This window comes from Corynebacterium sp. HMSC073D01, assembly GCF_001815555.1.
GTDB lineage: Bacteria > Actinomycetota > Actinomycetes > Mycobacteriales > Mycobacteriaceae > Corynebacterium > Corynebacterium glucuronolyticum.
The window spans coordinates 1-22,397 of sequence record NZ_KV821026.1; the positions used below are offsets into that span (position 1 = coordinate 1).

The following is a 22,397-nucleotide window of genomic DNA, read 5'->3' on the forward strand; positions in this document are numbered from 1 at the left end:
CAAATACAAAAACACCCCGCCTGAGCGGGGTGCGGTGAGCCGGGAACTTCCTATTTGGTTTCTCGACCGTAGGTGGACTCGCTGCGATGATGGGCACGGGCGCGCCGATCGTCGGTAAGAAGGGGATGCTCTGCGTTGCGCGACTGTGTAAGGATGACCGCCTGTTCATTGGAGGCCTCACGCTCAGCTGCCACGCGGCGTCTCTCATCAGCCAGCGCGAGTTGCTCGGGTGTGCGGGTAAAAAGTGTGAGTACAAAACCGAGGATGGCAAGAATGTAGGCAGCTTCTTGGATAACGAAACCGATGCCAACGCCCCATGGAAGATCACCAGGAGGAGTCAGGGACAACCACCATACGAGGAGAGAAGTGAAAAACGCTGCCGTAACGGTCGCCCATCCGGCCCATGAAACAAGGGTGGACCGAGTAATGAGGGTAGCCGGAACCAAAATGATGAGCGCGATGAGCCCAAGCCAAGACGAAATGTAAATGGGCGCGCTCAACATATATGTTTGGGCAGCATCAGTGACCATAAAAACGTCGAGGCCTGTGAGCGAACCAAAGTAGCGGAGAAACTGGGCGACGATGAACAAAACAACGGCGATGGGCAGCAGGAAAGCCGCCCCGCCGATATAGATCTTTCCGCCGGCAGCACGTTCAGCCGAGGCTAAGTCCTGAGAGCTGTGCGCGGTGTTTTCCGTCTTCTCTTGTGATTCGGACATGAGCTACTTTCTTCGAGGTGGATGGCTCTGCATTGAATAATAGGTCAGTGGGACCGAATTCCAGGCATTCCCAGGCCGACCTCACGGGGATTCGGGGCCGTAGTGGGGATAATGCCAGCCTCATAGTGGTCTCCCGCCTTGGTGCGGCGGTGGCTATGAACGCCGGAATCGGCGATGAGGTAATGGGGCTTGGATTCGGTAACGGTGACGATAACAAAGTCGCCGGGACGGATTCCCTCCCCCGTGCTGGGAGCAAAGTGGACGAGGCGCCCGTCGCGAGCGCGCCCAGACAGGCGATGATTCTCCGTCCCCTTCTTTGATTGGTGCTCTTGGACGAGGAGTTCTACCTCTTGACCAACGAAGCAAGCGTTTTCCTCGGCGCAGATGCGTTCCTGCAAGGCTTGAAGCCTCTCGAAGCGCTCCTGGACGACCTCCTTGGGTACTTGGTCTTCGTATGAAGCCGCAGGTGTCCCAGGCCTGGGGCTGTATTGGAAGGTGAATGCGCTGGTGAAGCGCGCACGTTCGACGACATCGAGGGTCTTTTGGAAGTCTTCCTCTGTTTCACCGGGGAAGCCCACGATAATGTCGGTAGTGATGGCTGCGTGGGGGATCTTTTCCCGCACTTCGTCGAGAATCGAAAGGAATTTCTTTGTCCGGTAGCTACGGCGCATCCGCTTAAGCACCTGGTCCGACCCTGACTGCAAAGGCATGTGCAGCTGTGGGCAAATATTCGGGGTATCTACCATGGCATCGATGACATCACTGGTGAATTCTGCAGGGTGGGGTGATGTGAAACGAAGCCTCTCCAGGCCGTCGATTTCGCCACAGGCACGCAGCAGCTTGGAGAAGGCGCTCCGGTCCCGCTCGACGCTGGGGTCGGCAAAGTTCACGCCGTAGGCGTTGACGTTCTGGCCGAGAAGGGTGACTTCTTCCACTCCCTGCTCGACAAGCGCCCGTACTTCCGCCAGGATGTCGCCGGGGCGACGATCGAGTTCTTTGCCTCGCAGATGCGGGACGATGCAAAACGTGCACGTGTTATTGCATCCGACTGAGATACTCACCCAACCGGAATAGGCGGATTCACGCTTTGCGGGCAGCACGGAGGGGAAGTCCTCCAGCGCGTCCTTAATTTCCACTTCCGCGCGTTTGTTGTGGGATGCTCGATCGAGCAGTGCCGGCAGGGATCCAAGGTTGTGGGTGCCGAAGACAACATCCACCCATGGCGCCTTTTCTATGATTTTTTTGCCGTCGTTTTGTGCCTGGCACCCACCAACGGCGATCTGCATCGTGGGGTGGTCCTCTTTGACTCCGAGGAGCTGTCCCAGGGTGCCGTACAGCCGCTGGGCCGCGTTTTCGCGTACGGCGCAGGTGTTGAAGACAATGAGATCCGGTACGACTGTGTGATCTCCAGCGACCAGTGGATCCTCGCCCTCATACGCAACGTAGCCGGCGCTCTCCAAGAGCCCGGATAACCGTTCGGAATCGTGTACGTTCATTTGGCAGCCAAAGGTGCGCACTTGGTAGGTCTTAGGTATCGAGGCAGTCACGGCACAACATTGTATGGTACGAGGTTTCTTAGGCCTAACCGGCCGTGCGCTGGTGAATAAAAGGCGATTGCTGCTTTTGGCGTCGCACACCATTTGTACCTTTCGCTATTATCTCGCCTGTTTTGCTTCGCACGTTGGGGTACCCGCCAGCACGTTGCCTTTCTTCGGAGTGGAACTGTGTAGCGCCACCCTATTGGCCTTTCTGGCGCAGTACCATAATTTGTGGCTACATACTTCACCAGCGCTCCTCTTTGTTTATCAACCCCCGCTGTACGTAATTGGTCTGCTGTTTCGGGGGCACCCGATGGCTATGCATCGCAGGTAATAAATTCAACGATGCCACTATTTCGCACCTCGATTTAGTGTTACTAAAGTGGCGAAAATTCGGCCGTTACTCCATGCCAGGAATTAGAAACCTAAATTGTTGCGTTATTCCTGCTACAGCGCAGAATTTTAAAACATTCGCCCGTCGCATCGAGCGGGTTACCGGGCAGTCGAAAACTCCAAAACTTGAGTTCAGATGTTTTAGGCTAAATACATGCCCGAATCCAGTGTGGTTAGAACCACCCACGACAGTCACGACCCGGCCAAGCCGGTTCGTATTGCTGTTTACTCCGATAGGCGAGCGCTCAGAGAGGATGTTCGCGCGGCTATCGGCAGCAGTCTTGGTCGCGACTTTCCGTCGGTGGAACTAACAGATTTTGCAACCGCGCCCATCCTCGTCAGGGCGCTTCTTAACCGCGAGTTCGATCTCTGCCTGCTGGACGGCGAAACCGCCCCGCTTGGTGGCATCGGATTGGCGTACCAGATCCGAAATGAAGTGGACAATCCCCCGCCACTGGTACTCCTGTTGGCACGACGCGACGACGCGTGGCTTGCCACGTGGTCCAAGGCCGACGAGGTAGTCCCACTTCCTATTGACCCTCTCCAGCTCCCGGCGACAGTGTCCCGCGTTCTTTCTGAACGACAGGCCATGCGCGAGGCTGTGGAATAGACAGGAGACCTCGTGAATTATTACGTTCCCATCCTTGCGCTCGTCGCCATCGCGGCAATCTTCGTCGCCGTGATGATCGTGGTGTCCATCGTCTTAGGCCCGCACCGGCACAACAACGCCAAGTATGACGTGTACGAGTGCGGTGTGGAAGCTGTAGAACGCCCCGCCGACGGTGGCAAGATGTCGTTGAAGTACTTCACCATCGCCATGATGTTCATCATCTTCGATGTGGAGACCATCTTCCTCTTCCCCTTCGCCGTGAGCTTTGGGCTCATGGGGTGGTTCATGGTGATTGAAATCATCCTATTCGTGCTCACCCTCCTCACCGCCTACATCTATGTATGGCGTCGCGGGGGGCTCACCTGGGAATAGCTCAGACGTTGAAGTACGTATCTCCGAAAAAGAACTGGATTAGTACCTATGGGAATTGAAGACAACCTTAAAGGCGGTTATCTCACAACGACCACCGAGTGGCTCTTTGGTCTTACTCGCGAGTGGTCAGTGTGGCCCGCCACCTTCGGCCTCGCGTGCTGCGCATTCGAAATGATGAGCTACGCGGGGCCCCGTTACGATTCGTCTCGCTGGGGCCAGGAGGTCTTCCGCGCCTCCCCTCGGCAGGCGGATTTGCTTATCGTCTCAGGCCGCGTGAGCCAGAAGATGGCGCCGATCATGCGACGTGTCTACGACCAGATGCCGGATCCGAAGTGGGTCATCGCCATGGGCGCATGCTCCTCCTCCGGTGGCATCTTCAATAACTACGCCATCGTCCAGGGTGCGGACCACATCGTCCCCGTCGATGTTTACGTCCCCGGCTGCCCTCCGCGCCCGGAGATGCTTATCGACGCTTCGTTCAAGCTTCGTGCCATCATCGCCAAGCAGACCAAGGTCGGCGATGCGAACACGATCGAGGACGAGCGTCGCAAGGAAGAAGCGGCCCTTGCAGGAGAAATCCGGCAGGCCCCCGAGAAACTCATCAAGATGAAGAAGTAGGGTGCGACGTGACTGAAAACCAAGCAAACCCGCTTCACCCATCCACGGAGGAGCAACAGGAGATCGTTCGCGATAATTCGCACGCAGTCTTCGGTTCCCGTCGTGGTATGTGGGTGGATGGTACCGGCGATGTGTCCGGCTTTTCCAAGATCGTGCGCCTGCCAGACCGGATTGTCGCCGACGATGATCCGACCGCGAGCCCACTGGCAGCTCGGCTCTTCGAGCTCGTCCCTGAGCTTCGTGATGCCCCTGCTGTCTCTGGTGGAGACCAGCTGACCATTTATGTGCCCCGCGAGCACCTGCTGGCGGCAGCCCACGCGCTGCGCGATGACCAAGAACTACGGTGCGAGACGTGTTCCTCAGTTTCCGGTGTGCACTACCCGCAGGACACGGATGCCGAGCTGCACGCGGTGTACCACTTTTATTCGTTCACGCACAACCACCGCGTGCGCTTCGAGGTCGTCTGCCCCGTCAACGATCCGCATATTCCCTCCCTCACCGGTATCTACCCCGGTGTGAACTTCCACGAGAGGGAGACATGGGACATGTTCGGCATCATCTTCGACGGCCATCCCTCTCTCACGCGCATTCTCATGCCGGATGATTGGTCCGGCCACCCGCAGAGAAAAGACTACAAGCTCGGCGGTGTGCCAGTGGAGTTCTCCGATACTGACGTGCCACCGGTTGAGGACAGAAGGAGGTACCGCTAGTGACTACCGGATACTCGGCTCCAGCTGGATCGACTGCGCTGTCGCCCGAGCAGGAATTTTCTGACCCGTCGATCCCCCAGTACTCGGCTGAAGGCGGAGACTGGCAGCAGATCGTCGAGGCGCAGCACCGTGACCGCGCCGACAGGATGATCATCAACATGGGTCCGGCGCACCCCTCCACACACGGCGTTATGCGCCTGTGCCTGGAGATGGATGGTGATATTGTCACCAACCTCCGCCCGGCAATCGGCTACCTACACACGGGAATTGAAAAGACTGCCGAATACCGCACGTGGACGCAGGGTTCTGCCCTCGTCACGCGCATGGATTACGTCGCCCCGATGTTCAACGAGTGCGTTTACTCCATGGCTGTGGAAAAGGTCATGGGGATTACGGACGCCATCCCTGAGCGGGCACAGATCATTCGCGTTTTGTGCCTTGAGCTCTGCCGCATCGCCAGCCACCTCGTGGCGCTGGCAACCGGCGGTAACGAGCTGGGTGGCACGACGCTGCTCACCAACGGGCTCCGCGAGCGTGAGCGCATCCTCGACTTCTTCGAGTGCATCTCTGGACTGCGCATGAACCACGCGTACATCCGCCCCGGCGGTGTGGCTGGGGATCTGCCAGAAGACGGTATGAAGATCCTCGATACGTGCCTCGACTGGTTGGAAAAGCGGATGCCCGACTTTTCCAAGATGCTCAACGATAACCCCGTGTTCAAGAAGCGCTTCGTGGATGTCGCCTACCTTGACCTCACGGGCTGCATGGCTCTCGGGATCACCGGCCCACGCCTGCGCGCTGCCGGCCTGCAGTGGGACCTCCGCAAGGCGGAGCCCTGCCTAGGCTACGAAACATACGATTTCGACGTTCCTGTGTGGGACACCTGTGATGCCTACGGCGCATACCGCGTCCGCCTGGCGGAGATGTTTGAATCACTCAAGATCGCCCGCCAGTGTCGTGATCGTCTGGCACAGACCGAGGGCCAGCCATTCATGGTGAAGGACCCGAAGATCGCCCGCCCCGCCTACCTCAAGGTGTACAAGGACGGCCAAGGCAACAGCTACGAGCACGTCAAGAACATCATGGGCCAGGACATGGAGTCCCTCATTCACCACTTCAAGCTGGTGACCGAGGGATTCAAGGTGCCTGCCGGCCAGGCCTACGTGGAGCTCGAGTCCCCGAAGGGGATCATTGGCTGCCACGTCGTTTCCGATGGTGGCACCCACCCCTACCGCGTCCACATGCGCGACCCTGCGTTCCACGCCATCCAGGCGCTGCCCGCCCTGTGCGAGGGCGGAACGCTGTCGGATGTTGTCGTAGCAATCAGTTCCATCGACCCCGTTCTTGGAGGTGTAGACCGGTGACCGACCACACGCCTCACCAGCACTTTGAGGCCCACTTCGGCGATGACGACCGCGTCGATCTCGCCGATACAACTACTAACCTGACCGACGCTGATGTCGCCGACCTGAAGGAACTGGCTGGGCGGTACCCTAACCCCCAGTCCGCGTTGCTCCCCATGTTGCACCTCGTGCAAAGCGTGGATGGCAAGGTATCCGGAGAAGGCGTGCGTCGCATCGCGTCGCTTCTGCACATGACGGAGGCGCAGGTCATCGGAGTGGCAACGTTCTACTCCATGTACCACACCCACGAGGTGGGAAAGCACCTCGTGGGTGTGTGCACATCCGCACTGTGCGCCACCATGGGTGGCGACATCATCTATGACGCAGTCAAGCGCCATCTGGAGCTCGACGGCGAGGAGGACACCACCAGCGATGGGATGTTCACCCTCGAACGCATCGAATGCAACGCAGCCTGCGACTTCGCCCCCATCCTCATGCTCAACTGGGAGTACATGGACAACATGACCCCCAAGAAGGCCATCGAGATCCTGGACAAGCTTCGCGACGGCCAGGAAGTCTCCTCCACCCGCGGCCCCAAGATCACTAGCTGGCGCGACAACGAACGCGTACTCGCCGGCTTCTACGATGGTCGCGCCGACGAGGGACCGGGCGCTGGCCCTGCTAGTCTCCGTGGCCTTGAGCTAGCGGATGGTTACACCTACGACAAGACGGTGGGAGGTGCTGACCGTGACTAACGAGACTACCGACCAGGTGGGCGTCGACAAGCCACAGCAGCTGAAGATCACCCCGATCCTTTCTGCCAACTGGGGCGACCCCACGCCGTGGAAGATCGAAAGCTACGAGCAGCGCGGGGGCTACCAGGCCCTGCGTACCGCGCTGACCATGGAGCCGAAGGAGCTCGTGGATCTCATCCTCGATTCCGGGCTGCGTGGTCGTGGTGGTGCAGGCTTCCCCGTCGGCCGCAAGTGGTCGTTCGTCCCCGTGGATAACCCGAAGCCGAAATACCTCGTCGTCAACGGCGACGAGAGTGAGCCCGGCACGTGCAAGGACATGCCACTTCTCATGGCCACCCCGCACACGCTCGTGGAGGGTGCGATTATTTCGTGCCTCGCCTTCCACTCCGAGCATGCGTTCATTTACCTGCGTGGCGAGGTCGTACACATCGCCCGTCGCCTGCAGGCCGCGATCCAAGAGGCCTACCGCAAGGGGTACGCCGGCGAAAACATCATGGGATCCGGCAAAACCGTCCATATCCAGGTGCACTCCGGTGCCGGCGCCTACATCTGTGGCGAGGAAACCGCGCTTTTGGATTCCCTCGAGGGCAAGCGTGGCCACCCGCGGCTGCGCCCGCCGTTCCCTGCAGTGGAGGGGCTGTACGCCTCCCCGACCGTGATCAACAACGTCGAATCCATTTCCTCCGTTCCCGCCATCGTGCGCAACGGCGCGGAGTGGTACACCCAGGTGGGCACCGAAAAGTCCAAGGGTGCCACCATCTACTCGCTGTCCGGTCACGTCACGCACCCCGGTCAGTACGAGGCACCGCTCGGCATCACACTGCGCGAACTCATCGACATGGCCGGTGGCATCCGCGAGGGCCACACCCTGAAGTACTTCACCCCGGGTGGCTCATCGACGCAGATGCTCACCGCAGAACACCTCGATGTGCCCCTGGATTACGAAGCGCTGCGCGAAGCGGGCTCCATGCTCGGCACCAAGGCCCTGCAGATCTTCGACGACACCACCTCCGTCGTCCGCACCACCACCCGGTTCGTGGAATTCTACAAGCACGAATCCTGTGGCAAATGCACGCCGTGCCGCGAAGGCACGTGGTGGCTCCTCCAGCTCTTGCAGCGGCTCGAGCGCGGCGAGGGGAAGCCGGGCGATGTGGACAAGTTGATATCCATCTGCGACCACATCGGTGGCCGCAGCTTCTGTGCTCTTGCCGACGGTGCCGTCGCTTGCGTCACGAGCGCCGTAGCGAACTTCCGCGAGGAGTTCGAGGCCGGCTACACCACGCCCGCTTGGGAACTGTTCCCGTACGAAAAAAGCGCCATCTTTTCTGACAAGGAGATGCTGTCATGACCGACAAGGTAACCGACAAAAAGGCTGAGGCAGCGGCTTTGGATGCCGTTGAGACAGTCACCTTGGAAATCGACGGCAAGAAGGTCACTGTCCCCAAGGGCACCGTGGTCATCCGCGCTGCGGAAAAGCTCGGCATCGATGTTCCCCGCTTCTGCGATCACCCAGGGCTTGAGCCCATCGCCGCGTGCCGCCAGTGCATGGTGGACGTTCCCGATGCCGGCAACGGCCGCGGGTTCCCCAAGCCGCAGGCATCCTGCTCACTGCAGGCCGCCGACGGCATGGTGGTGAAGACCCAGTACACCTCCGAGCTCGCGCGCGAATCTCAAAAGGGGATCATGGAGCTGCTTCTGGTCAACCACCCGCTTGATTGCCCTATCTGTGACAAGGGCGGGGAATGCCCGCTGCAGAACCAGGCGATGAGCGCCGGCCAAGGTGCCACGCGCTTTGACCTGGAAAAGAGGGAGTTCCCCAAGCCGATCAACCTCGTCTCCGGTGTTTTGCTCGACCGCGAGCGCTGCATCATGTGCACGCGCTGCGTACGGTTCCAGGAACAAATCGCCGGTGACCCGTGCATTGCTAAGGCGGAACGTGGTGCCGAGGAACAAATCCTCGCAGACCCCGCCTCCGATGCCGGCAGCTACTTCATGGGCAACACCGTGCAGATCTGCCCCGTCGGCGCACTCACCAGCTCCGATTACCGGTTCCAGGCACGCCCGTTCGACCTCGTGTCCACCGACACCACCTGCGAACACTGCGCCGTTGGCTGCGCGCTGCGCGTTGACCACCGGCACGGCAAGATCACGCGCCGCCTCGCCGGCGAGGACATGGATGTTAACCAGGAGTGGAGCTGCGATAAGGGCCGCTACGGCTACCGGTACGGGCTGCAGGAATTCCGCCTCACCACTCCCCTCGTTCGCCGCGATGGTGAGCTGACGGAGGCCTCCTGGACGGAAGCCCTGCAGGCTGCAGCCGACGGGCTCTCCGGTGCCCGTGGCGCGACAGCGGTCATCGCCCCCAGCGCTGCGACGGTAGAAAACACCGCCGCTTACAAAGCCTTCGCCGAGAAGGCGCTGGCAACTGGCTCCATCGACTTCCGCACGGACGCAGCGACGGACGAGGAGCAGGCGTTCCTCGCCCAGCACGTTGCGGGTAAGGACGGCATCACCTTCGAAGACCTGAACGATGCCTCCCGCGTCGTTCTCGTCGCCTTTGATCCAGAGGACGAAGCCGGCGTGTTCTTCTTGCGTCTGCGCGACGCGCACCGCAGGCACGGCACGCAGATCGTCACCGTGTCTTCCCACGTCTCGATCGGCGCGCACAAGCTTGGTGCCACCCACGTGGCAGCCCGGCCTGGCGAAGATGCTGCCGCGCTGCGCGGAATCGATGACCTCGACAGCAACACCGTGATCCTCGTTGGCCAGCGCGCCGCCCGCACTCCCGGTTTGCTCACCGCAGTGGCGGATGTTGCCCAGTCGACCGGTGCACGGTGCGCGTGGGTGCCCGCCCACGCCGGCGATCGCGGTGCCGTCGAGGCTGGCTTGCTGCCTGCTGAGGGTGGCAAGAACACACCCGACATCCTCGCAGCCGCCCGCAATGGCGAGATCCGCGGCCTTGTCCTCGGCGAATTCGACGAACGCGACTACACGGATCAGGCCGGCCTCTTCGCCGCCGCAGATGCCGCTTTCACGGTTCAGCTCGCCCACCGGCGTACCGCTCTTTCTGAGCACGCCGATGTCGTCTTCCCCGTGGCTCTCATCAGCCAGGTCAACGGCCACTTCATGAACTGGGAAGGTCACTGGCGTGGTGTCCGTGCCCTCGATGGCGTGAAGGTAATAGCTATGAGCGATCGGAAAGTCCTCATCAACCTCGCCCGCACGCTGGGCACAGACCTCGGGCTCCCCTCAAACCGGGACTTCGTGGCGGGGCTGCGCGCGAATACGCCCGCCGTGTTCGCGCCGACGGTCCCCGCTTCCGCGGGCACGCCTGGCGCCCCCCAGAGTGAAGGGCTGCTCCTTGACTCCTGGCCGGAGCTGATGGGTGAGTCAGAAGCCTTGGCAGAGACGACATTCGTGGGCTCGGATCACCGCCGCGGGCACGCTCGGATCAGCCCCACGACTGCGGATGCCCTCGGCATCCACCACTGCGCAGGCTGCGGTGGACACTCCTCTATCGAGCTGACAGTGGGCGACACGACGGTCGTCCTCCCCGTCACCGTCTGGCCCACAATGCTTGACGACGTTGTGTGGGTGCCCTCCAACGCACCTGCCACCGTCACGCTCCCCCTCGCGGGGACGAAGCGGGTCCGCGTGACAGCCGCACCGGAGCCGAGCGCCACCGGCACCCGGCAGGATAAAGAAACGATTGGAAGGTAAAACCCGTGATTGAAAACGAAATCGGGCTATGGGGCGACCCATGGTGGCTGATTTTGATCAAAGCCATCATATTTTTTTCCCTGCCGCTCCTCATGGCCATCGTCACCGTGTGGTACGAACGTCGTCTTCTGGCGTTCATGCAGAGCCGCCTCGGCCCCAACATGGCCGGCCCCATCGGCCTTCTACAGCCGATGTCCGACGGTGTGAAGACCATCTTCAAGGAAGATTTCATGCCGAAGGGTGTGGACAAGTTCGTCTTCACGCTCGCTCCGTTTATTACCGGCACCGCCGCGTTCACGACGTGGTCGGTTCTGCCGCTGGGCGGTCGAGTCAGCATCTTCGGCCACGAAACGCAACTGCAAAACGGTGACCTTCCCGTCGCCGTACTGTTCATCCTCGCCGTGGCCGGTCTCGGCACGTACGGCTTGGTTCTGGCGGGCTGGTCCTCAACATCGCGCTACTCGCTGCTTGGCGGCCTGCGTGCTGCGGCCCAGATGATCTCCTACGAAATCTCCATGGGGTTGGCCGTTGTCGCCGTCGTCCTCGTTGCAGGAACGATGAGCACGCTGGGCATCGTCGAGGCGCAGAGCGAGACGCTCACCTTGTTCGGCTGGGAGTCCCCACTGCCTGCATGGAACTTCCTCATCCTCATGCCCGCCTTCCTGATCTTCTGCGTCACCATGTTGGCAGAGGCTAACCGCGCCCCCTTCGACATGCCCGAGTGTGAGTCCGAGCTCGTCGGTGGCTACGGCACCGACTACTCCGGCTTCCGCTTCGCAATGTTCTACCTCGGCGAGTACATGAACATGGGAACGCTGAGCGCCATCTGCGCGACGCTGTTCCTCGGCGGTTTCCACGCCCCGTGGCCGCTCAACGGAACGGCACTCGACGGTGGCTGGTGGGGCATCATGTGGTTCATCATCAAAGTGGCCATCATGCTGTTCTTCTTCATCTGGGTGCGCGCCACGGTGCCTCGCTACCGCTACGACCAGCTGATGGACGTGGGCTGGAAGACGCTGCTGCCGCTTGCCCTCGGGTTCCTCATGGTGGAGGCTATCTACCTGAAGGCTCGCCAGCTGTCCGTGCCGGACTCGTTCCTGCGCGACGATGCGACGCTTATCGGTTTGGTTATCGTCTTCCTCATCGTCGCCTACGTCGTCCTCGCGGTGCAGCGCCAGGCAACGGAGCGCAAGCTCGCCACCCCGTACCGTGTCCGCAACATCGCAGAGCTGGATCCCACGATCTTCCCACTGCCCGAACTGGACGGCAAGAAGTTCGGAGCCACCAACGGTGACTACGACACCGCGGCCCTGACCACATCCGCGCGAAAGAAGGAATTGTCATGAGTATCTTCTCCCGCTGGAGGGGAATGGCAGTGACGTTCGGAGCCATGTTCCGAGAAAAGTCGACTGTCAACTATCCAAAGAAACCTGCCGAGACAAACCCCCGTTTCCACGGCAGGCACCAACTGAACAGGTGGCCTGACGGGCTGGAGAAGTGCGTCGGATGTGAGCTGTGTGCCTGGGCCTGCCCCGCAGATGCTATCCGCGTGGAGGCAGCCGCCAACACCGATGAGGAGCGCTACTCCCCCGGTGAACGCTACGGCAAGGTTTACGAAATCAACTACCTCCGCTGCATCTTCTGCGGCATGTGCATTGAAGCCTGCCCCACCCGCGCGCTGACGATGACCAACGAGTTCGAGCTGGCCAACGTCTCCCGTGAGGCCCTCATTTACGGCAAGGACAAGCTCCTCGCCCCACTTGAGGACGGGATGGAAGAACCCCCGCACCCGCGCCGGCTTGCCGACGACGAGCGCGGCTACTTCCTCGGCCTGCCCACCTCCCCCGGTGCGGATATCGCGGTTGATCCCACGAAGGACACCGCGCCGCAGTCGGCGCAAGAGGTTGCCGACGAAACTGAGGCAACCAGCATCTCGACGCAGGAGGAGGCCGCACGATGATGTCGCTTACCTACCTGGCTGCTGACGCGGCAGAAACCGCCTACGAAGGGTTCGGGCTCCTCGGCCAGATTTCCTCGTGGATCCTCGCCGCAGTCATCATCGCCGGTGCTATCGGCATGGTGATGTGCAAAGAGCTCATCCACTCCGCACTGTGCCTCCTGCTCGTCATGGTCGGCGTGGCCATCGAGTACGCCACCATGGGCGCGCCTTTCGTGTTCGTTGTGCAAATTGTTGTTTATGCAGGCGCCGTCATGGTGATGATCCTCTTTATCGTCATGATGGTGGGTGCCCGCGGTGAAGCTGCCGACGGCGAGAAAACCGCCACAGGCACCTCGCACACAGTGCTCACGGGCGTGGCCGCGATCGCGCTCCTCGCGCTCATCGGCATCGCTGTGAACATGAGCACGCTTACTGCGCCGCGTGGCATGAGCGAAGCCAACGCAGAGCACGGTGGCAACGTCGCCGGTCTCGGCGTCGAGATCTTCAACAAGTATGTTGTCGGTTTCGAGGTGCTTTCGGCGCTCCTCATTGTGGCCGCCGTGGGTGCCATGATCATGATCTTCCGCGTCCGCGCGGTCAAGCGTTCCACTCAGCGCGAGCTGTCGCAGGCACGCTTCCGCGCCTACAAGGAGCGTGGCATCAACGTCGGACCACTCGCTGCGTCCGGTGTGTACGCCGATTCCAACGCGATGGATGTCCCGGCGCTCCTCCCCGATGGGTCGGAGCTCAAGACCTCTGTCAACCCCGCGTTGTACGAACGCGACGAGGTGGATCCCGCCCAGGGATTTGTCGACCAAACCAAGCGCACCTACGCGTCGCTGGATCAGCAAAGCGAAGGTGAGGAGTAAATGTCTACTGGATTTTACGTCGGGCTTTCGGCGATCCTGTTCTGCGTCGGCATTTGGGGGTTCCTCTCCCGCCGCAACGCGCTGGCATCGCTGATGTCCATTGAACTTATGCTCAACGCGGCAAACCTCGGGCTTGTCGCCTACGCGCACCACTGGGGCGAGCTAGAAGGCCACGTGGCAGCACTGTTTGTCATCGTGGTCGCCGCGGCCGAGGTCGTGGTGGGGCTCGCCATCGTTGTGTCCATTTACCGTTCGCAGGGCACAGTGATCGTCGATGACGAACGCGTGATGAAAGGCTAGGCGCTGTGAATTACTTGTTACTTGCTCAACAGGCCGGCGCTGTGCCTGGCGAGGTCGCCGTGTCAGATTCCACCGCCATCACCCTCGCCTGGCTCATCATCCTCTTGCCCCTGGCAGGAGCTACACTCCTCCTCGTCGGAGGACGGGTACTCGATGCCTTCGGCCACTGGATTGCTCTAGCCGCCAGCGTCGCGGCATTCGCGTGCGGAGTGACGCTCTTTACGGACATGCTGGCACGACCAGCAGCCGAAAGGCCACTCCACGCGCCCCTCTTCCAGTGGATGACGCTTCCCGGATTGGAAACAGACCTCACACTCCGCGTCGACCAGCTTTCCATCGTGTTTGTTCTGCTCGTCACGGGTGTCGGTTCACTCATCCACCTCTACTCGGTGGGCTACATGGCCCACGATGAAAAACGGCGGAAGTTCTTCGCCTACCTCAACTTCTTCATGGCGGCGATGCTCACCCTCGTTTTGGGCGCCAGCTACCTCATCATGTTCATCGGTTGGGAAGGCGTGGGACTCGCGTCCTACCTGCTTATTGGTTTCTGGGCGCAACGCCCCTCGGCAGCTGCGGCGGCCAACAAGGCGTTCATCATGAACCGTCTCGGCGATATCGGCATGGTGCTCGGCATCTCCACGATGTTCGCCACGATGGGAACTACAGAGTTCAACGAAGTAAACGCTCATGTAGGCAGTCTTTCCACCGGTGTTGTAACGTTCATCGGCTTCGCCCTCCTCCTCGGTGTGTGCGCAAAGTCCGCGCAGGTTCCGCTTCAGGCTTGGCTTCTCGACGCGATGGAGGGCCCGACCCCGGTGTCCGCCCTCATTCACGCCGCGACGATGGTCACTGCCGGTGTCTACCTCGTCGTTCGCGCCGGTGACATCTATCAGCACTCCGCCACAGCATCGTTGGCCGTTGTCATCATCGGCACGGTGACCCTGCTCGTCGGCGCGTGGATCGGCTGCGCGAAGGACGACATCAAGAAGGTACTCGCCGGCTCCACCATGAGCCAGATCGGTTACATGGTGCTTGCTGCGGGTATTGGCCCGGCGGGCTATGCGCTGGCCATCTTCCACTTGGTCACCCACGGCTTCTTCAAGGCCAACATGTTCCTCGGTGCCGGCTCCATCATGCACGGCATGAACGAGTCGGTGAATATGCGTGAGTTCGGCGCGCTACGCAAGGCGATGCCCTGGACGTTCATCACTTTCGCGGCGGGCTACCTCGCGATCATCGGGTTCCCCGGATTCGCCGGCTTCTACTCCAAGGACGCCATCATCGAGGTCGCATTTGAGCGTGGCTGGGTCTTCGGTCTCGCAGCGCTCATCGGCGCGGGTGTCACCGCGTTCTACATGACGCGCCTCATAATGATGACGTTTGTCGGCGAGAAGCGCTGGCGCGTGGATCAGCACCCGCACGAGTCCTCCCCCACGATGGTGGCGGCACTCGTCGTGCTCGGTATCCTCTCCGTCATCGGCGGTCTCCTCCTGGCAAACGGTATCGCCTCCTGGCTCAACCCCGCTGTGGGAGGCACTGCGGACAATGTTCCGCTGGTGCACCTCACCCCGCTGACCGGCGTGACGCTCCTCGTTGTCGCCGCTGGCGTCGCACTCGGCTGGTGGATGTTTAAGAAGCCCATCGTACGCACGAGGAAGAATCCCGGTGTTGCCACCCTCATCGGTGACAACGCGTTCTACGCAGACACCATCAATGATTGGGTTGCCGTGAAGCCCACCCACGTTCTCGCGGAAACTGCAGCTGTTGTGGATTCCGTGGGCATTACGACCGCTGTCGACGACGGTGGTCGGGGCTTCGCTGGGCTTGCTACTGCGTTTGGCAAGCTGCAAAACGGTCTCGCCCGCACCTACGGCCTCATCATGGTCATCGGTGCTGTCGTCATCGCAGCAGTCCTCCTCTTCCTGAATCAGATGGCATAGGAGCAATAAGAATGTATCTACTCACTACAGCCGCTCTGGTTCCGCTTGTTGCGGCATTGTTCATGACGTTCTTGCGATCCGGCGCCGCCCGCGTGGTCGCCTTCGTCGCAAGCCTCGTCCCGCTCGCACTGGCAATCGTAATGGTCGCGGGTTTCGACCCCGGCGCTGGGATGCAGTACACGGTAGAAATTCCGTGGATCCCGGCTCTCGGTGCCTACTACGCCCTCGGTGTAGACGGCATCGCACTGGCCATGGTCCTCCTTACAGCGATCTTGACCCCGATCGTCATCTTGTACTCCGGAACGGAGCACTACCGTGCCGATCAGATGGGAGAACATGCCTTCCTCGGCTTCGTACTCGCCATCGAGGGGCTCTCTATCTTCGTGTTCAGCTCCACCGATGTCCTGCTGTTCTACCTCTTCTTCGAAGCAACGCTCATCCCGATGTTTTTCCTCATAGGCGGCTTCGGTGGTGAGAACAGGCGCTACGCGGCCATCAAGTTCCTCCTGTACTCGCTGGGATCAGGCCTGCTCATGCTGGCCGCCATTATCGGCGTGTACATCGTCGGCGACGGTACTTTCCTCCTGTCGGATCTCCAAGACGCAGATCTGGGTGGCACCGTCGGAATGTGGCTGTTCGTCGGCTTCATGATCGCGTTCATCGTCAAGGCCCCGATGGTCCCCTTCCACACCTGGCTACCCGACGCCGCAGAGAACACCACTCCCGGCGGTGCCGTCATGATGGTCGCCATCATGGATAAGATCGGCACCTTCGGAATGATCCGGTTCGCCATGTGCCTCTTCCCGGAGGCCACGGAGTACTTCCGCAACGTCATGATCTGGCTCGCGGTTATCTCCGTCATCTGGGGCGCGCTGGCCGCGCTTGCGCAGACCAACCTCATGCGCTTTGTGGCCTACACCTCGGTGAGTCACTTCGGCTTCATCGTCCTCGGCATGTTCGCTGTGAACGAGACCGCAGTCTCCGCTGCCTCGCTCTACATGTTCAACCACGGCCTGTCTACAGCGATGCTGTTCCTCGTCGTCGGCTACATGATCAAACGTCGCAGCACTGCAGACATTCACGCCTTCGGCGGCGTACAGAAGGTTGCTCCGCTTCTCGGTGGCTACCTCCTCATCGCCCTCCTATCCGCCGTGGCGCTGCCCGGACTGGCACCGTTCGTTTCCGAATTCGGTGTCATCGCCGGCACGTTCAATGGCGCGCCGTGGGCTGCAGGTATCGCCGCTATCGCGATGGTCCTGGCAGCGTGCTACATCATGCGCGTGTACAAGACCACGATGACCGGCGAGCCTGGCGACGAGGTGATCCGCACGATGCCCGACCTCACCCATCCTGAGCGCTGGGTCCTGGCCCCGCTCATCGTTTTGCTGATTGTCTTCGGTGTCTACCCGGAGCCACTGACTAACCTCGTCAATCCGGCATCTGTGAACACCGTCGAATACCTGAACTCCAAGGGTGTCCCACCCGTGGGCACGGTCTACGGCTGGGTCGTTGACCCGCCGGATATTCCAGATCCCGCCTTGCGAGCCGAACTTTCTAGCGAAGGAGGTGCGCTTTAATGACAGCACTCATGCCCCTTTCTGCCCACGTCTCCACGCTGGCTCAGCTGGGAAACAGACACGGCAGCGCTGACGTAATGGAAGCGCCCGATTTGAATTACCAGATCCTCGTGCCCATGCTTGTCCTGTTTGGTGGTGCCTGCATCGCCATCCTGTTTGAGGCCATGGTCAAGGGAGCCCAGCGCTCGATTGTCCAGGTCTTCACCGTCGGACTGACGCTTCTCGCTACGCTCGGTGTTCTCGTCTACAACTTCGCGCAGGGACGCTTCGGCTCCTACGGCGCGGGGCTTCTCATGGCTGACAAGCCTGCCTATATCATGCAGATGGCGCTCATCGTGTTCACTGTGGGCTCGATGTTCTTGTTTGTCACGCACACGAGCACCTCCGCCCGCGAGGCCGGTGGCCGCAACAGCCAGCTGGAAAGCGAGATCCACGCTCTGGCTCTGTTCTCCTTATTCGGCATGGTGATGTTCGTGGCCTCCACGAACCTCCTCATGCTGTTCATCGCCCTCGAGGTTCTCTCGCTGCCCCTGTACGTGCTGTGCAGCATGGACCGCTACCGCCCCAACCGAAGCCAGGAAGCCTCCCTGAAGTATTTCCTCCTTGGCGTGGTGGCTGCGGCACTCACGCTCTACGGTATTGTCCTCACCTTTGGTGCCACGGGCAGTTTCGACTACCAGGCGATTGCACAGGCTGCTGAGAATGGCGTGGAAGCCAACTTCTTCCTTGGTTTCCTGTTCATCATCGCTGGTCTCTTCTTCAAGATCGGCGCTGTGCCGTTCCACTCGTGGGTTCCGGACGTCTACCAGGGTGCCCCTACCCCGGTGACGGCATTCATGGCGATCGCCACCAAGCTCGCCGCCTTTGGCGCGCTCGGACGACTGCTCACGCTCGCCGTTCCGATGAACGACGTGGACACGTGGAAGCTCGTCATTGCTATCGCCGCCGCCGTCTCCATGGCATACGGTGCCATTGTTGCCATCGCTCAGCGCGACGTGAAACGACTCATTGCGTACTCCTCGATCGGTCACGCGGGCTTCATCCTCGCGGCCTTCGTCGGCAGCACCGATGGAGTGTTCACCGTCGCCGGTCTGGAGATCACAGCAATGTCCGCAGCGATTGTCTACCTTCTCGCGTACGGTCTGGCAACCATCGGCGCATTCGCCGTTGTCACTCTCGTGCGGGATGAGAACGGCAAGGAAGCCACAGATTTCGATTCGTGGGCCGGTATCGGGCGAAAGCACCCGGCAATCGGTGCAGCGTTTGTCATTTACTTCCTCAGCTTTGCGGGCATCCCGCTCACCGCTGGGTTTATCGGTAAATTGTCAGCCTTCGCTGTCCCGTGGCTTGCTGGCCAGGCGTGGCTCGTCGTCGTTGCGCTGCTCCTGTCCGCAGTCGCAGCCTTCGCCTACTTCCGCTTCCTCACGGTCATGTTCTTCGACACCCCCTCGAAGAATGCGCGCATGGTTGCTCCGCAAGGAGCAGTGACGGTCATTATCGCCGTCACCGCGATTCTCACCGTCCTCATGGGCGTTCTCCCCACGTGGGTGATCTCGCTCGTCAGCGACGCAGGATCCTTCCTCGTAGGCTAAAGCAAGAAGACGGAGGGTGCCTCCCAGCTAGGCTGGGAGGCACCCTCTTTTTTTTGTTCTTTACCGGCTACTCCCCCAGCTCGGCGTAGCGGGATTCTGCTACTTCCTTGGCGACGGTGAAGCACAGCCCTTGCGGGAAACCGCGCCGCGCAGCCACGCCGACAAGGCGTCGCAGATCCTTGTCGCGTTCTTTGCGTTCGGCTGGAACTGCCTTAATGGAGCGCGCCTTCTTCTCGATGAGCGCCCGCACCATGGCTTCCTCATCCTCGCGGGTGATCTGTTCCAACGCGTGAGCCCGGATGTCCGCGCTCACCCCCTTGTGCTCCAGCTCCCGGTCGAGAACTGTGACCGACTTCCCGCGGCGCGCATGTCGCACGCGCACCCATTCTTGAGCAAACAGGGCGTCGTCGACAAGCCCAGAACCCTTGAGTTCCTCAACGACTGCGGTGACCACATCACGGGGAAAATCTGCCTGGAGGAGCCGCTCGGTGAGCTCGTGTGCCGAGCGCATGCGGGAGTCCAACAGTGTGAGAGCGCGCTCACGGACTGGCTTCGCTGCAGATTCGGCGGCGGAATCGAAGAGCAACGAGGTGTCCGACTGTTCAAATTCGCTGATCGCTCGGGAAAGCAGGGCAATCTTTTCTTCTTTAGTGGGTTCGTGCGGGTTACGAACCATGTCACCATGACCTTTCACATGAAAACACACCCATCCGGGAATGGGAGGGGTGTGTCACTGAGTATTAATCCTCTGAATCGTCGAACGAGTAATCGTCTTCAATGTCCACGTTAGGTACGACGTCAACAAGGTCATCGGAGAGCTCGTCGGATTCCTCGTCCTCGACAGCGGAGTACTTCCCCACCTTGAGCTTGCGGAAGATCTTGTCCTCGATCTCGTCGGCAAGCTCCGGATTCGACTTCAGGAACTGGCGGGATTTCTCCTTGCCCTGGCCGAGCTGGTCGCCTTCGTAGGTGAACCACGAGCCGGACTTCATGACGATTCCATTTTCCACACCCAGGTCGATGATGGAGGACTCGCGGGAAATACCCTCACCAAACATGATGTCGAACTCGGCGATCTTGAACGGCGGCGACACCTTGTTCTTCACAACCTTCAGCTTCGTGCGGTTACCGATCGCGTCACCACCGTCCTTCAGCGTCTGGATGCGACGGATGTCGCAGCGTACCGACGCGTAGAACTTCAGCGCCTTACCGCCCGTGGTCGTTTCCGGCGAGCCGAACATGACACCGATCTTCTCGCGCAGCTGGTTGATAAAGATCGCCGTCGTGCCGGACTGGTACAGCGCGCCGGTCATCTTGCGGAGCGCCTGGCTCATCAGGCGGGCTTGCAGGCCGACGTGAGAATCGCCCATGTCGCCTTCGATCTCGGCTTTCGGCGTCAGAGCGGCTACCGAGTCAATGACCACGATATCGATAGCCCCGGAACGGATGAGCATATCGGCGATTTCCAGTGCTTGCTCACCAGTATCCGGCTGGGATACGAGCAACTGATCTGTGTCTACGCCAAGTTTCTTCGCGTACTCCGGGTCGAGGGCGTGCTCAGCATCGATGAACGCCGCAATTCCTCCCTCCTTCTGCGCGGAGGCAATAGCGTGGAGCGCTACCGTCGTCTTACCGGAGGATTCCGGGCCGTAAATTTCTACGATACGACCGCGTGGGAAGCCACCGATTCCAAGTGCCACGTCAATAGCCGTGTTACCGGATGAGATAGCCTCGATTGGAGGATGTTTCTCCTCCCCCAGGCGCATGATCGAGCCTTTGCCAAAGTCCTTCTCAATTTTCTTCAGCGCAGCATCGAGAGCCTTTTCGCGGTCGCTGCCACTGGACTTAGTCACGGGCTTCTTGGACGTTGTCGTTTTTCGTGCCATCAGTTCCTTTTCCTTCGGTCGTCTGTACATAGAGTAGCTCTCGAGCGCTGATGGCCCGCAGAGTTTCACGCCTCATTTGAGCGCCTCTATTTCCTTAGACGGTCTCAGTCGGGCATTTGGATCCCTCGGGGGTAAAAATTTTTCCGTCAGGGTGAGTTAGCCCGCTATTCCGTATCGCTTATAAAGCAGACCCTACGCGGTCGCGGTTTCCGCCCACTACTATACCTGCACATGTGTTCGAATACCTCCCAACTGCTCGCGGCGTGTCCAGAGGGCACACGACCATCAGGGATCCGTACGTGACGGACCCCACAAACGGACACCACACAATAGAGTAAGAATCCGACATCCTGCGACGATCCACTCAGATAGCTTTTCTCACGGTCATCACCCGCGCGAGAGGCAGGGAGCGGAAGCACAGCGGAGCTCTACGGCAGATCCTTCGGTCCCCAGCGACGGTCGTGGGGGACTTCGAAGTCATCACACAGTTTCTCCCAGATATCCCGCACATCGGTGTCAGTGTTCAGCAGGTTAGCAGCGGTATCACCCAAGCTAGAGATCTGGTGGTGGTCGACGATGTAGTCACCGCGGGATTCACCGAATTCATGGTGGACCAGCTCGTAGAAGTGATTAAGACGCATATCGCATATAGTACAGCGGGGAGCGCACGGATTCACCGCTGCCCCTTGAGCATCCTCGCTGTATAGAGGTCACGTGACTGCTCAGGGCACAGCTAGGCAATCCTCCGACTCGGTTACCTCCATGAATGTACGTTCGGCACGCTGAGACAGATCATTTCGACCAATGCTGCCATCTACATATCTTTCCTTAGCCCACTTTCTTAAACTACTTTCAATTGCTAAAGTAATTGAACTGTGAACAATAACTCTTCTTTTGATGTACGCGACCTTGGCTATATCGCCGTCTTCGCAGCGCTCATTTCAGTTCTCGCCTTCGTTTCTGTCCCTGTCGGTGTTCTTGGCGTTCCCATCGTTCTCCAAAATACAGCCGTCATCCTCGCTGGCATGGTGCTAGGAGCCAAGCGCGGAACCCTTTCCGTAATTCTCTGGCTGGCCATTGGCCTCGTTCTCCCGGTTATCTCCGGTAAGACTCTTCTTACCGCCATCGTCGGCCCGACCATTGGTTACCTCGTCGGTTACATCGTCGCTACCGCACTTGCCGGTTTCATTGCCTACAAGGCCCCCCGTCGCCGTGGTGCCCTCATCGGCTACCTCGCCGTTGCTGGCGTTCTCGGCCTGCTCATCGAGTACGGTTTCGGAATCGTTGGCCTCGTCTTCCGCGCTGGTCTAGATTGGGGAACCGCTTTTACGTCCCAGCTCGTTTTCATCCCCACGGACCTCATCGAGGTTATCTTCTGGATCGCAATCGCCGTTGCTGTACACATGGCATTCCCCGGCCTGCGCCCCCAGAAGATCATCACCGCCTAGAATCTCCACGGTGACAAACACTCAGCCCCCTCTCGCCATCCATGGCATCCATGGGGGCTTTTCACTTT

The 22,397-nt window shown here is 60.2% G+C and carries 21 protein-coding genes; 16 read left to right on the top strand and 5 right to left on the bottom strand.

The genetic code is table 11. From position 1 onward, the window contains the following. Positions 1 to 50: 50 nt before the first annotated feature. Together HMPREF3044_RS02965 and miaB are read right to left on the bottom strand one after the other, a co-directional pair. Positions 51 to 719 (bottom strand): Rv2732c family membrane protein, encoded by a 669-nt coding sequence (locus tag HMPREF3044_RS02965; RefSeq protein ID WP_005389751.1) that lies wholly within the window; start codon positions 717 to 719, stop codon positions 51 to 53. 44 nt (positions 720 to 763) lie between these two features. After that, entirely contained in the window at positions 764 to 2,359 is a 1,596-nt protein-coding gene (miaB, locus tag HMPREF3044_RS02970; RefSeq protein ID WP_371326110.1) for a tRNA (N6-isopentenyl adenosine(37)-C2)-methylthiotransferase MiaB, read from the bottom strand. Positions 2,360 to 2,804: 445 nt separating this feature from the next. On the opposite strand from miaB, the gene HMPREF3044_RS02975 reads away from it, so the two are divergent. The 15 genes from HMPREF3044_RS02975 to nuoN are packed head-to-tail and all read left to right on the top strand — an operon-like array spanning position 2,805 to position 18,995. Then, positions 2,805 to 3,260, top strand: a complete 456-nt coding sequence (locus HMPREF3044_RS02975) for a hypothetical protein (RefSeq protein ID WP_005389747.1) — start codon at positions 2,805 to 2,807, stop codon at positions 3,258 to 3,260. A 12-nt stretch (positions 3,261 to 3,272) separates the two neighbouring features. Further along, complete coding sequence (gene ndhC, locus HMPREF3044_RS02980; RefSeq protein ID WP_005389746.1) at positions 3,273 to 3,632, top strand: NADH-quinone oxidoreductase subunit A; 360 nt, start codon at positions 3,273 to 3,275, stop codon at positions 3,630 to 3,632. Between the two features lie 48 nt (positions 3,633 to 3,680). Further along, positions 3,681 to 4,250 (top strand): NADH-quinone oxidoreductase subunit B, encoded by a 570-nt coding sequence (locus HMPREF3044_RS02985; protein WP_005389744.1) that lies wholly within the window; start codon positions 3,681 to 3,683, stop codon positions 4,248 to 4,250. An 8-nt stretch (positions 4,251 to 4,258) separates the two neighbouring features. Further along, positions 4,259 to 4,960 carry an NADH-quinone oxidoreductase subunit C gene (locus HMPREF3044_RS02990; protein WP_070739237.1) on the top strand — a complete coding sequence of 234 codons (702 nt, stop codon included), beginning with the start codon at positions 4,259 to 4,261 and terminating at the stop codon, positions 4,958 to 4,960. Beyond that, complete coding sequence (locus HMPREF3044_RS02995) at positions 4,960 to 6,324, top strand: NADH-quinone oxidoreductase subunit D (RefSeq protein ID WP_005389740.1); 1,365 nt, start codon at positions 4,960 to 4,962, stop codon at positions 6,322 to 6,324. Before HMPREF3044_RS02990 ends, HMPREF3044_RS02995 begins: the two co-directional genes overlap by 1 nt. Next, positions 6,321 to 7,058 (top strand): NADH-quinone oxidoreductase subunit NuoE, encoded by a 738-nt coding sequence (locus HMPREF3044_RS03000; RefSeq protein ID WP_005389739.1) that lies wholly within the window; start codon positions 6,321 to 6,323, stop codon positions 7,056 to 7,058. Before HMPREF3044_RS02995 ends, HMPREF3044_RS03000 begins: the two co-directional genes overlap by 4 nt. Further along, a complete protein-coding gene (nuoF, locus tag HMPREF3044_RS03005; RefSeq protein WP_246820866.1) occupies positions 7,045 to 8,406 on the top strand; it encodes an NADH-quinone oxidoreductase subunit NuoF in 1,362 nt (453 codons plus the stop codon). Before HMPREF3044_RS03000 ends, nuoF begins: the two co-directional genes overlap by 14 nt. Continuing rightward, the gene (gene nuoG / locus HMPREF3044_RS03010; RefSeq protein ID WP_070739243.1) at positions 8,403 to 10,778 is read left to right on the top strand and encodes an NADH-quinone oxidoreductase subunit NuoG; all 2,376 of its coding nucleotides are present in this window, start codon (positions 8,403 to 8,405) and stop codon (positions 10,776 to 10,778) included. The genes nuoF and nuoG overlap by 4 nt, the downstream gene beginning before the upstream one ends. A 5-nt stretch (positions 10,779 to 10,783) precedes the next feature. Next, positions 10,784 to 12,124: an NADH-quinone oxidoreductase subunit NuoH gene (gene nuoH / locus HMPREF3044_RS03015; protein ID WP_070739246.1), complete on the top strand. Its 1,341-nt coding sequence runs from the start codon at positions 10,784 to 10,786 to the stop codon at positions 12,122 to 12,124. Beyond that, complete coding sequence (gene nuoI / locus HMPREF3044_RS03020) at positions 12,121 to 12,738, top strand: NADH-quinone oxidoreductase subunit NuoI (protein ID WP_040428815.1); 618 nt, start codon at positions 12,121 to 12,123, stop codon at positions 12,736 to 12,738. The genes nuoH and nuoI overlap by 4 nt, the downstream gene beginning before the upstream one ends. Beyond that, positions 12,735 to 13,586 carry an NADH-quinone oxidoreductase subunit J gene (locus HMPREF3044_RS03025; protein WP_005394190.1) on the top strand — a complete coding sequence of 284 codons (852 nt, stop codon included), beginning with the start codon at positions 12,735 to 12,737 and terminating at the stop codon, positions 13,584 to 13,586. Before nuoI ends, HMPREF3044_RS03025 begins: the two co-directional genes overlap by 4 nt. Next, complete coding sequence (gene nuoK, locus HMPREF3044_RS03030; RefSeq protein ID WP_070739249.1) at positions 13,587 to 13,886, top strand: NADH-quinone oxidoreductase subunit NuoK; 300 nt, start codon at positions 13,587 to 13,589, stop codon at positions 13,884 to 13,886. Between the two features lie 5 nt (positions 13,887 to 13,891). Next, complete coding sequence (nuoL, locus tag HMPREF3044_RS03035; protein WP_005389730.1) at positions 13,892 to 15,826, top strand: NADH-quinone oxidoreductase subunit L; 1,935 nt, start codon at positions 13,892 to 13,894, stop codon at positions 15,824 to 15,826. Positions 15,827 to 15,837: 11 nt separating this feature from the next. Further along, a complete protein-coding gene (locus HMPREF3044_RS03040) occupies positions 15,838 to 17,403 on the top strand; it encodes an NADH-quinone oxidoreductase subunit M (RefSeq protein ID WP_070739252.1) in 1,566 nt (521 codons plus the stop codon). Beyond that, on the top strand, positions 17,403 to 18,995 hold the full coding sequence (nuoN, locus tag HMPREF3044_RS03045) for an NADH-quinone oxidoreductase subunit NuoN (RefSeq protein WP_005389726.1): 1,593 nt from the start codon (positions 17,403 to 17,405) through the stop codon (positions 18,993 to 18,995). The genes HMPREF3044_RS03040 and nuoN overlap by 1 nt, the downstream gene beginning before the upstream one ends. Before the next feature lie 67 nt (positions 18,996 to 19,062). On the opposite strand, the gene HMPREF3044_RS03050 is transcribed toward nuoN, so the two are convergent. The 3 genes from HMPREF3044_RS03050 to HMPREF3044_RS03060 form a co-directional block, all read right to left on the bottom strand. Beyond that, the gene (locus HMPREF3044_RS03050) at positions 19,063 to 19,671 is read right to left on the bottom strand and encodes a regulatory protein RecX (RefSeq protein ID WP_005394199.1); all 609 of its coding nucleotides are present in this window, start codon (positions 19,669 to 19,671) and stop codon (positions 19,063 to 19,065) included. Positions 19,672 to 19,735: 64 nt separating this feature from the next. After that, on the bottom strand, positions 19,736 to 20,881 hold the full coding sequence (gene recA / locus HMPREF3044_RS03055) for a recombinase RecA (RefSeq protein ID WP_034989027.1): 1,146 nt from the start codon (positions 20,879 to 20,881) through the stop codon (positions 19,736 to 19,738). A 428-nt stretch (positions 20,882 to 21,309) separates the two neighbouring features. Then, complete coding sequence (locus HMPREF3044_RS03060; RefSeq protein WP_005389719.1) at positions 21,310 to 21,522, bottom strand: DUF3046 domain-containing protein; 213 nt, start codon at positions 21,520 to 21,522, stop codon at positions 21,310 to 21,312. Positions 21,523 to 21,756: 234 nt separating this feature from the next. Between HMPREF3044_RS03060 and HMPREF3044_RS03065 the strand changes: the two genes are divergently transcribed. After that, a complete protein-coding gene (locus HMPREF3044_RS03065) occupies positions 21,757 to 22,329 on the top strand; it encodes a biotin transporter BioY (RefSeq protein WP_005389718.1) in 573 nt (190 codons plus the stop codon). Positions 22,330 to 22,397 lie beyond the last annotated feature (68 nt).

Bases quoted from the DNA above. Each gene is read 5' to 3' on its own strand.
- nuoK (WP_070739249.1), top strand. From the start codon at position 13,587: ATGTCTACTGGATTTTACGTCGGGCTTTCGGCGATCCTGTTCTGCGTC.
- nuoN (WP_005389726.1), top strand. From the start codon at position 17,403: ATGACAGCACTCATGCCCCTTTCTGCCCACGTCTCCACGCTGGCTCAG.
- HMPREF3044_RS02985 (WP_005389744.1), top strand. From the start codon at position 3,681: ATGGGAATTGAAGACAACCTTAAAGGCGGTTATCTCACAACGACCACC.
- HMPREF3044_RS03060 (WP_005389719.1), bottom strand. From the start codon at position 21,522: ATGCGTCTTAATCACTTCTACGAGCTGGTCCACCATGAATTCGGTGAA.
- HMPREF3044_RS03050 (WP_005394199.1), bottom strand. From the start codon at position 19,671: ATGGTTCGTAACCCGCACGAACCCACTAAAGAAGAAAAGATTGCCCTG.
- HMPREF3044_RS02975 (WP_005389747.1), top strand. From the start codon at position 2,805: ATGCCCGAATCCAGTGTGGTTAGAACCACCCACGACAGTCACGACCCG.
- nuoG (WP_070739243.1), top strand. From the start codon at position 8,403: ATGACCGACAAGGTAACCGACAAAAAGGCTGAGGCAGCGGCTTTGGAT.
- recA (WP_034989027.1), bottom strand. From the start codon at position 20,881: ATGGCACGAAAAACGACAACGTCCAAGAAGCCCGTGACTAAGTCCAGT.
- HMPREF3044_RS02965 (WP_005389751.1), bottom strand. From the start codon at position 719: ATGTCCGAATCACAAGAGAAGACGGAAAACACCGCGCACAGCTCTCAG.
- HMPREF3044_RS03040 (WP_070739252.1), top strand. From the start codon at position 15,838: ATGTATCTACTCACTACAGCCGCTCTGGTTCCGCTTGTTGCGGCATTG.
- HMPREF3044_RS03025 (WP_005394190.1), top strand. From the start codon at position 12,735: ATGATGTCGCTTACCTACCTGGCTGCTGACGCGGCAGAAACCGCCTAC.
- miaB (WP_371326110.1), bottom strand. From the start codon at position 2,359: ATGGTGTGCGACGCCAAAAGCAGCAATCGCCTTTTATTCACCAGCGCA.
- nuoI (WP_040428815.1), top strand. From the start codon at position 12,121: ATGAGTATCTTCTCCCGCTGGAGGGGAATGGCAGTGACGTTCGGAGCC.